The sequence below is a fragment of the Mizugakiibacter sp. genome (assembly GCF_039680435.1).
Taxonomy (GTDB): Bacteria; Pseudomonadota; Gammaproteobacteria; order Xanthomonadales; family Rhodanobacteraceae; genus Mizugakiibacter.
The window spans coordinates 1-7,550 of sequence record NZ_JBDKSX010000128.1; the positions used below are offsets into that span (position 1 = coordinate 1).

The following is a 7,550-nucleotide window of genomic DNA, read 5'->3' on the forward strand; positions in this document are numbered from 1 at the left end:
GCCAGCTCGTCGCGGCGGCCGCCGGCGTCCAGCGCCGCGATGAGCGTGCGCGTGGACTCGCCGTCGCTGTCCTTGCTGACGCGCAGGTGCGCGTGACCTTGCGCCGCCACCTGCGGCAGATGGGTGACGCACAGTGCCTGGCGCTCGCCGCCGAGCGCGCGCAGTTTCTGCCCGACCACCTCCGCGACCGCGCCGCCGATGCCGGCGTCGACCTCGTCGAACACCATCGTCGCGACCACGTCCAGGCCGAGCGTGGCGACCTCGATGGCGAGGCTGATGCGCGCCAGCTCGCCGCCGGAGGCGACCTTGCGCAGCGCGCGCGGCGGCTGGCCGGGGTTGGCGCTGACCAGGAACTCGCAGCGCTCGCGGCCCTGCGGGTCGGGCGCGGCGCCTTCGGCGGACTCCAGCGCGACCTCGAAGCGACCGCCGGCCATGCCGAGTTCCGACATCAGCGCGCTGACCGCTTTGCCAAGCCGCTCCGCGGCGCTGCTGCGCCCCTTGGACAGCGCCGCCGCCGCCGCCGCATAGGCCTGTTCGCAGCGTGCGCGCTCGGCCTGGAGCTGCTCCAGCGCCGCGCCGGAACCTTCCAGCGTCTCCAGTTCGGCGCGCAGCGCCGCCGCCCTGGCGTGCAGCTCGGGCATGCCGACGCGGTGGCGACGGGCGAGATCGTGCAGGCGGGTGAGATGGGCCTCGACCTCGGCGTAACGATCGGGGTCGAGTTCGAGATCCTGCGCGTAGCGCGCCAGCGCCGCGCCGGCCTCGCCGAGCTGGACGCCGGCGGCGTCCAGCGCTTCGATCACCGGCAGCAGCCGTTCGTCGAGCTCGGCGAGGCGTTCCAGCTCGCCGCGCGCGCGGCCGAGCAGGCGGCGCATCGCGAATTCGCCGTCGCCGTCGACCATCTCGCTCACGCCGGCGCTGCCTTCGACCAGGCGCCCGGCGTTGGCGAGGCGCCGGTGCGCGGCTTCCAGTTCGGCCAGTTCGGCCGGCGGCAGCGCCCAGCGGTCCAGCTCGGCGAGCTCGTGGCGCAGCAGGGCGAGGCGCGCGTCGCGGTCCTCGCCGCCGTTCAGCTTGTGCATGCGCGCGCCCAGTTCGCGCCAGCGCAGCGCCTGCGCGCGCGCCTCGGCGGCGGTCGCGCCGAGCGCGCCGAACGCGTCCAGCAGTTCGAGCTGGTGCGCGCGCGCCAACAGCGCCTGATGCTCGTGCTGGCCGTGGATCTCGACCAGCAGTTCGGCCAGTCCGGCGAGCTGCGCCAGGCTGACCGGGCGGCCGTTGATCCAGGCGCGCGAGCTGCCCTCGCTGCGGATCACGCGGCGCAGCCGGCAGGCGCCGTCGTCGTCGAGCTCCTCGCGCTCGAGCCAGGCGCGCGCGGCGGGCAGGGCGGCGAGGTCGAATTCGGCCGCCAGCTCGGCGCGCTCGCAGCCGGCGCGCACCATGCCGGCGTCGGCGCGCGCGCCGGACAGCAGCAGCAGCGCATCGACCAGCAGCGACTTGCCGGCGCCGGTCTCGCCGGTGACCACGGTCAGACCGGGGCCGAGGGCGATTTCGGCCTCTTCGACCACCGCGAAGTTCTTGACGTAGAGCAGCGCGAGCATGAAGTCCCTGCGGGTGCCCACCTTGCGGGCGCGCGCCATTCTAGCGTTGCCGGCGGCGCCTGCATGCAGCCCTGCGGACCCTGGCCGGACTTGGAATCGACCCGCCCAGGCCTTATTGACCGCATGGCGGGCGCTTGTTAGCGTCGCGTCGGCTCACGCAGCCGCAGGAACCATGACTCTGCTGTCCGGCCACTCCCTCGACCCGCGCGCACGCCAGTTGCTGCGCACCCTGATCGCCCAGTACCTCGTGGAGGGTCAGCCGGTCGGCTCGCGCACCCTGGCGCGCTCCTCCGGCCTGGACGTCAGCCCGGCCACCATCCGCAACGTGATGGCCGATCTCGAGGAGCTCGGCCTGATCGCCTCGCCGCACACCTCCGCCGGGCGCGTGCCGACCGCGCAGGGGCTGCGCGTGTTCGTGGACAGCCTGATCGAGCTCAAGCCATTGGGCCGCGACGAGATGGAGCGTCTCGAACGCGAGTTCTCGCGCGAGTCCGACAATACCCGCGACCTGCTCGGCGGCGTGTCCGCGCTGCTTTCCGCGGTGACCCACTTCGCCGGCGTGGTGACGGTGCCGCGCGGCGACGATTTCCCGCTGCGGCACATCGATTTCGTCGCGTTGGACGCCCAGCGCATCCTGGTAATCCTGGTGTTCGCCGATGGCCAGGTGCAGAACCGCGTGCTGCAGTTGCAGCGCCGGTTGGCGCCGGGCGAACTGGAGCAGGCCGCCAACTACCTCAACGCCCAGTACGCCGGCCTGCGCATCGACGAGATCCGCGCGCGCCTGCTGGGCGAGCTGCGCGCGGCCGGCAGCGAGCTGAACCGGCTGCTCAGCGCGGCGCTGGAAGTGGCCGCCGGCGCGTTCGCGCCGACCGCCGAGGGCGACGTGCTGGTCAGCGGCCAGACCAACCTGATGGGCTATCAGGAACTGTCCGACCTCGATCGGCTGCGCGAGCTGTTCGAGGCGTTCCAGCGCAAGCGCGACCTGCTGGCGCTGCTGGAGAACTGCGCGCGCGCGCCCGGCGTGCGGCTGTTCATCGGCGAGGAATCCGGGTTCGCCGCGCTGGACGGCTGCACCGTGGTGACCGCGTCCTACGGTGCCGGCGGCCGCGTGCTCGGCGCGCTGGGGGTGATCGGGCCGACGCGGATGGCATACGATCGCGTGATCCCGGTGGTGCAGGCCACCGCGCGGCTGCTGACCGACGCCTTGAATCGCGTCGTGCCGACCCAATAACCGCCGCGGAGGCGGGTTTTTCCGCAAGAATCGCGATGCTGCGGCAGGGGCCGCGGGCGTCGTTTTGACCGCAGGGAGTGACGATGGAAGAGAACAAGCCGACCATGCCGCCCGACGCCGACCGCGCATCCGCCGCGGGCGATCAGGTGCTGGCCGACACCGACGCGCTGATGCAGAAGCTCGGCGAGTACGAGGCCAGGCTCGCCGAGATGCGCGACACCGTGCTGCGCGAGCGCGCCGAGATCGAGAACCAGCGCCGCCGCCTGCAGCGCGATCTCGAGCAGGCGCGCCGCTTCGCCAACGAGAAGCTGCTCGCCGAGCTGCTGCCGGTGTGCGACAGCCTCGAACGCGGCCTCGCCGCGCAGGGCGCCGACGCCGCCGCGCTGCACGAGGGCATGGAGCTGACCCTGAAGGCGTTGGTCAAGGTGGCCGAGGGCAACGGCCTGAAGGCGGTCGACCCGGTCGGCCAGGCGTTCGACCCGGAGCTGCACCAGGCGATGAACACGGTGGAAGGCAGCGGGCTCGCGCCGGGCACCGTCGTCGCGGTGTTCCAGAAGGGCTACGTGCTGAACGACCGCTTGCTGCGGCCGGCGCTGGTCGCCGTGGCGAAGGCGCCGGAAGGCGCTTGAGATAAGGGCCCGCGGGCCCCAGTTTGCAGATCATCGCGGCCGCGGGGGCCGCATCGGAATTTCGGAGCGATCCACATGGGCAAGATCATCGGTATCGACCTCGGCACCACGAACTCGTGCGTGGCGATCATGGAAGGTTCGTCGGCGCGCGTCATCGAGAACTCGGAGGGTGATCGCACCACGCCTTCGATCGTCGCGTTCAGCAAGGACGGCGAGGTGCTGGTGGGCGCGCCGGCCAAGCGCCAGGCGGTGACCAATCCGAAGAACACCTTCTACGCGGTGAAGCGCCTGGTCGGCCGCAAGTTCACCGACGCCGAGGTCAGGAAGGACCTCGATCTGGTGCCGTACAAGATCTTCGCCCACGACAACGGCGACGCCTGGGTGGCGACCGCCGACGGCAAGAAGATGGCGCCGCCGGAGATTTCCGCGAAGGTGCTGATGAAGATGAAGAAGACCGCCGAGGACTATCTCGGCGAGGCGGTCACCGAGGCGGTGATCACGGTGCCGGCCTACTTCAACGACTCGCAGCGCCAGGCGACCAAGGACGCCGGCCGCATCGCCGGCCTCGAGGTCAAGCGCATCATCAACGAGCCGACCGCGGCCGCGCTGGCCTACGGCCTCGACAAGAAGGGCGCCGACCGCAAGATCGCCGTGTACGACCTCGGCGGCGGCACCTTCGACGTGTCGATCATCGAGATCGCCGAAGTCGACGGCGAGAAGCAGTTCGAGGTGCTGGCCACCAACGGCGACACCTTCCTCGGCGGCGAGGACTTCGACAAGCGCGTGATCGACTACCTGGTCGAGGAATTCAAGAAGGACCAGGGCGTCGACCTGAAGAACGACCCGCTGGCGCTGCAGCGCCTCAAGGACGCGGCCGAGCGCGCCAAGATCGAGCTGTCCAGCGCGCACCAGACCGAGGTGAACCTGCCGTACGTCACCGCCGACGCCTCCGGCCCGAAGCATCTCAACATCAAGCTGACCCGCGCCAAGCTGGAGGCGCTGGTCGAGGATCTGGTGAAGAAGACCATCGAGCCGTGCCGCATCGCGTTGAACGACGCCGGCCTGCGCGTTTCCGACGTCGACGAGGTGATCCTGGTCGGCGGCATGACGCGCATGCCGAAGGTGCAGGAAGCGGTCAAGGACTTCTTCGGCAAGGAGCCGCGCAAGGACGTCAACCCCGACGAGGCCGTCGCCATCGGCGCGGCGGTGCAGGGCGCGGTGCTGGCCGGCGACGTCAAGGACGTGCTGCTGCTCGACGTCACCCCGCTGTCGCTGGGCATCGAGAGGCTGGGCGGCGTGTTCACGAAGATCATCGAGAAGAACACGACGATCCCGACGCGCGCCTCGCAGGTGTTCTCCACCGCCGACGACAACCAGACCGCGGTCACCGTGCACGTGCTGCAGGGCGAGCGCGAACAGGCGCGCTTCAACAAGTCGCTGGCCAAGTTCGACCTGGCCGGCATCGACCCGGCGCCGCGCGGCATGCCGCAGGTCGAGGTCAGCTTCGACATCGACGCCAACGGCATCCTGCACGTTTCCGCCAAGGACAAGAAGACCGGCAAGGAGCAGAAGGTCGAGATCAAGGCCGGTTCCGGCCTGACCGAGGAAGAGAAGGAGCGGATGATCCGCGATGCCGAGGCGCATCGCGAGGAGGATCTCAAGTTCCACGAGCTGATCGGCGCGCGCAACAAGGCCGACGCCACCGTGCACGCCGCGCGCAGCGCGCTGAAGGAGCACGGCGGCAAGGTGCCGGCCGACCAGATCGGTCGCGTCGAGGAAGCGCTGGCCGATCTCGAAAAGGTGATGAAGGGCGACGACAAGGCGGCCATCGAAGCCAAGACCGCCAATCTGGAGCAGGTCGCGCAGTCGCTGTTCGCGGCGGCGTCGGCCGGCTTCCAGGGTGGCGCGGAGGCGGAAGCCGGCGCCGGCCCGTCCAAGGCCGACGACGTGGTCGACGCCGAGTTCACCGAAGTCAAGGACGACAAGAAGTAATCAGGAATGGAGGGGGGAGTGGGAAGTTAGGGAGTAGGCTTGGCGATTTGGCCGGTTGGCCCGATCTTCCCGAGCCACGATCCTCGCGCCGTACCCACCCCCCATTTCCAACCTCCGACTCCCATCTTCCATGACCAAGCGCTGCTACTACGAAGTCCTGGGCGTCGAGCGTTCCGCCACCGAGGACGAACTGAAGAAGGCGTATCGTCGCCTGACCATGAAGTTCCATCCGGACCGCAATCCGGACGATCCGCAGGCCAAGGAAAAGTTCGTCGAGGTCAAGCAGGCCTACGAGATCCTGGCCGACGCGCAGAAGCGCACCCTGTACGACCGCCACGGCCACGCCGCGTTCGAGCACGGCGCCGGCAATGGCGCGGCCGGCTTCGGCGACGTCGGCGACATTTTCGGCGACATCTTCTCCGACATCTTCGGCATGGGCGGCGGCGGCCGTCGCCGCGCCGCGCGCGGCGCCGACCTGCGCTACGTGCTGGACCTCGACCTCGAAGAGGCGGTCGCCGGCATCGAGAAGCAGATCGAGGTGCCGACGCTGGTCGGCTGCCACCACTGCAACGGCACCGGCTCGGCCGACGGCAAGACCGCGGCCTGTCCGACCTGCCGCGGCCATGGCCGCGTGCGCATGCAGAACGGCATCTTCTCCGTGCAGCAGACCTGTCCGCACTGCGGCGGCGCCGGCCGCGTGATCGAGACGCCGTGCCGCGAATGCGAAGGCGAGGGCCGCCTGCACGACGAGCGCACGCTGTCGGTGCGCATCCCCGCCGGCGTCGACACCGGCGACCGCATCCGCCTGAACGGCCAGGGCGAGGCCGGTCCCGCGGGCGCGGCACCCGGCGACCTGTACGTCGAGGTGCGCGTACGCCCGCACGCGATCTTCCAGCGCGAAGGCGACGATCTCTACTGCGAGGTGCCGATCCGCTTCGCCCAGGCGGCGCTGGGTGCCGAACTCTGCGTGCCGACGCTGGACGGCGAAACCAAGATCACCGTGCCGCCCGAGACGCAGACCGGCCAGATGTTCCGCCTGCGCGGCAAGGGCGTGCGCTCGGTGCGCAGCGGCCGCACCGGCGACCTGCTGTGCCGCGTGGCGGTGGAGACGCCGGTGCGCCTCACCCGCAAGCAGCGCGAGCTGCTGGAGCAATTCGAGGCGACGTTCGCCGATGCCGAGGAGTGCGCGGCGCATACGCCGCGCGCCAGCTCGTGGCTGGACGGCGTCAGGCAGTTCTGGGCGCGGATGACGGCGTAGGCCGGAAACCGGAAGCCGGGGCGGCATCGCATGATGTCGTTCCCGCGCGAGCCGGAATCCGGCTCGCGATGCCGAGCGCCCGCGGGCAAGGGCGGTGCGTTTTCGTCCATGCGGGAATGGCGGCTTGTCGGCGCCTGGCGTTTCCCGTCGCTCGCCGGGGGGGTCTCCGCGCCGCGCTCACGTCCCGCGCTTCCGGACCCGGCCCCCTCGGCAAGCGCGGCCGCTCGCGCTACGCTCGGCGTTTCCGCACAGGAGTTCTCGCGTCATGACGCTACCCGTCCGCATCGCCGTCAACGGCGCCACCGGGCGCATGGGCCGTGCGGTGCTGGATCTGGCCCGCGCCGATGCGCGCTTCGCGCTGCGCGCGGCGGTGATCGCCGCGGGCGCCGAGCAGGTCGGCGCGCCGGTCGCCGGCGTCGACGCGCCGGGTGCGCTGCGCTATGCCGCCGGCTGGGGCGAGGCGCCGGGCCTGGACGTGGTGGTCGACTTCAGCACGCCGGCGGGTCTCGCCGCGGCGCTGGACCACTGCGAGGCTCACGGGGTCGCCCTGGTGGCCGGCACCACCGGGCTGGACGCGGCGCTGGAGCGGCGCCTGCAGCAGGCGGGCGCGCGCATCGCGGTGGTGCACGCAGCCAATTTCAGCCTCGGCGTCGCGGTGCTGACCCGTGCGCTGCGCGAGGCCGCGGCCGCGCTGCCGGGCTGGGATCTCGAAATCATCGAGGCGCACCACAACCGCAAGGAAGACGCGCCCTCCGGCACCGCGCTGGCGCTCGGCCGCGCGGCCGCCGCGGGGCGCGGCATGACGCTCGAGGCGGAGGCGGTGGTTGCGCGCGAGGGCCGGCCCGGCG

6 protein-coding genes are annotated in these 7,550 nt (G+C 71.2%); 5 read left to right on the forward strand and 1 reads right to left on the reverse strand.

Features of this window, described 5'->3' with window-relative positions; genetic code table 11:
* Nucleotides 1-1,592 (reverse strand): DNA repair protein RecN (recN, locus tag ABFC67_RS13930; protein WP_346738633.1); only part of this gene is annotated, 1,592 nt, incomplete at its 3' end.
* A 172-nt stretch (nt 1,593-1,764) separates the two neighbouring features.
* Between recN and hrcA the strand changes: the two genes are divergently transcribed.
* The 5 genes from hrcA to dapB all read left to right on the forward strand — a co-directional run.
* On the forward strand, nt 1,765-2,823 hold the full coding sequence (hrcA, locus tag ABFC67_RS13935) for a heat-inducible transcriptional repressor HrcA (RefSeq protein WP_346738634.1): 1,059 nt from the start codon (nt 1,765-1,767) through the stop codon (nt 2,821-2,823).
* A gap of 83 nt (nt 2,824-2,906) precedes the next feature.
* Nucleotides 2,907-3,452: a nucleotide exchange factor GrpE gene (grpE, locus tag ABFC67_RS13940; protein WP_346738635.1), complete on the forward strand. Its 546-nt coding sequence runs from the start codon at nt 2,907-2,909 to the stop codon at nt 3,450-3,452.
* 75 nt (nt 3,453-3,527) lie between these two features.
* Nucleotides 3,528-5,444, forward strand: a complete 1,917-nt coding sequence (gene dnaK / locus ABFC67_RS13945) for a molecular chaperone DnaK (protein WP_346738636.1) — start codon at nt 3,528-3,530, stop codon at nt 5,442-5,444.
* A 130-nt stretch (nt 5,445-5,574) separates the two neighbouring features.
* Nucleotides 5,575-6,702, forward strand: coding sequence for a molecular chaperone DnaJ (gene dnaJ, locus ABFC67_RS13950; RefSeq protein ID WP_346738637.1), 1,128 nt, complete (start codon nt 5,575-5,577; stop codon nt 6,700-6,702).
* A gap of 265 nt (nt 6,703-6,967) precedes the next feature.
* On the forward strand, nt 6,968-7,550 hold a 583-nt coding region (gene dapB / locus ABFC67_RS13955), incomplete at its 3' end, for a 4-hydroxy-tetrahydrodipicolinate reductase (RefSeq protein ID WP_346738638.1).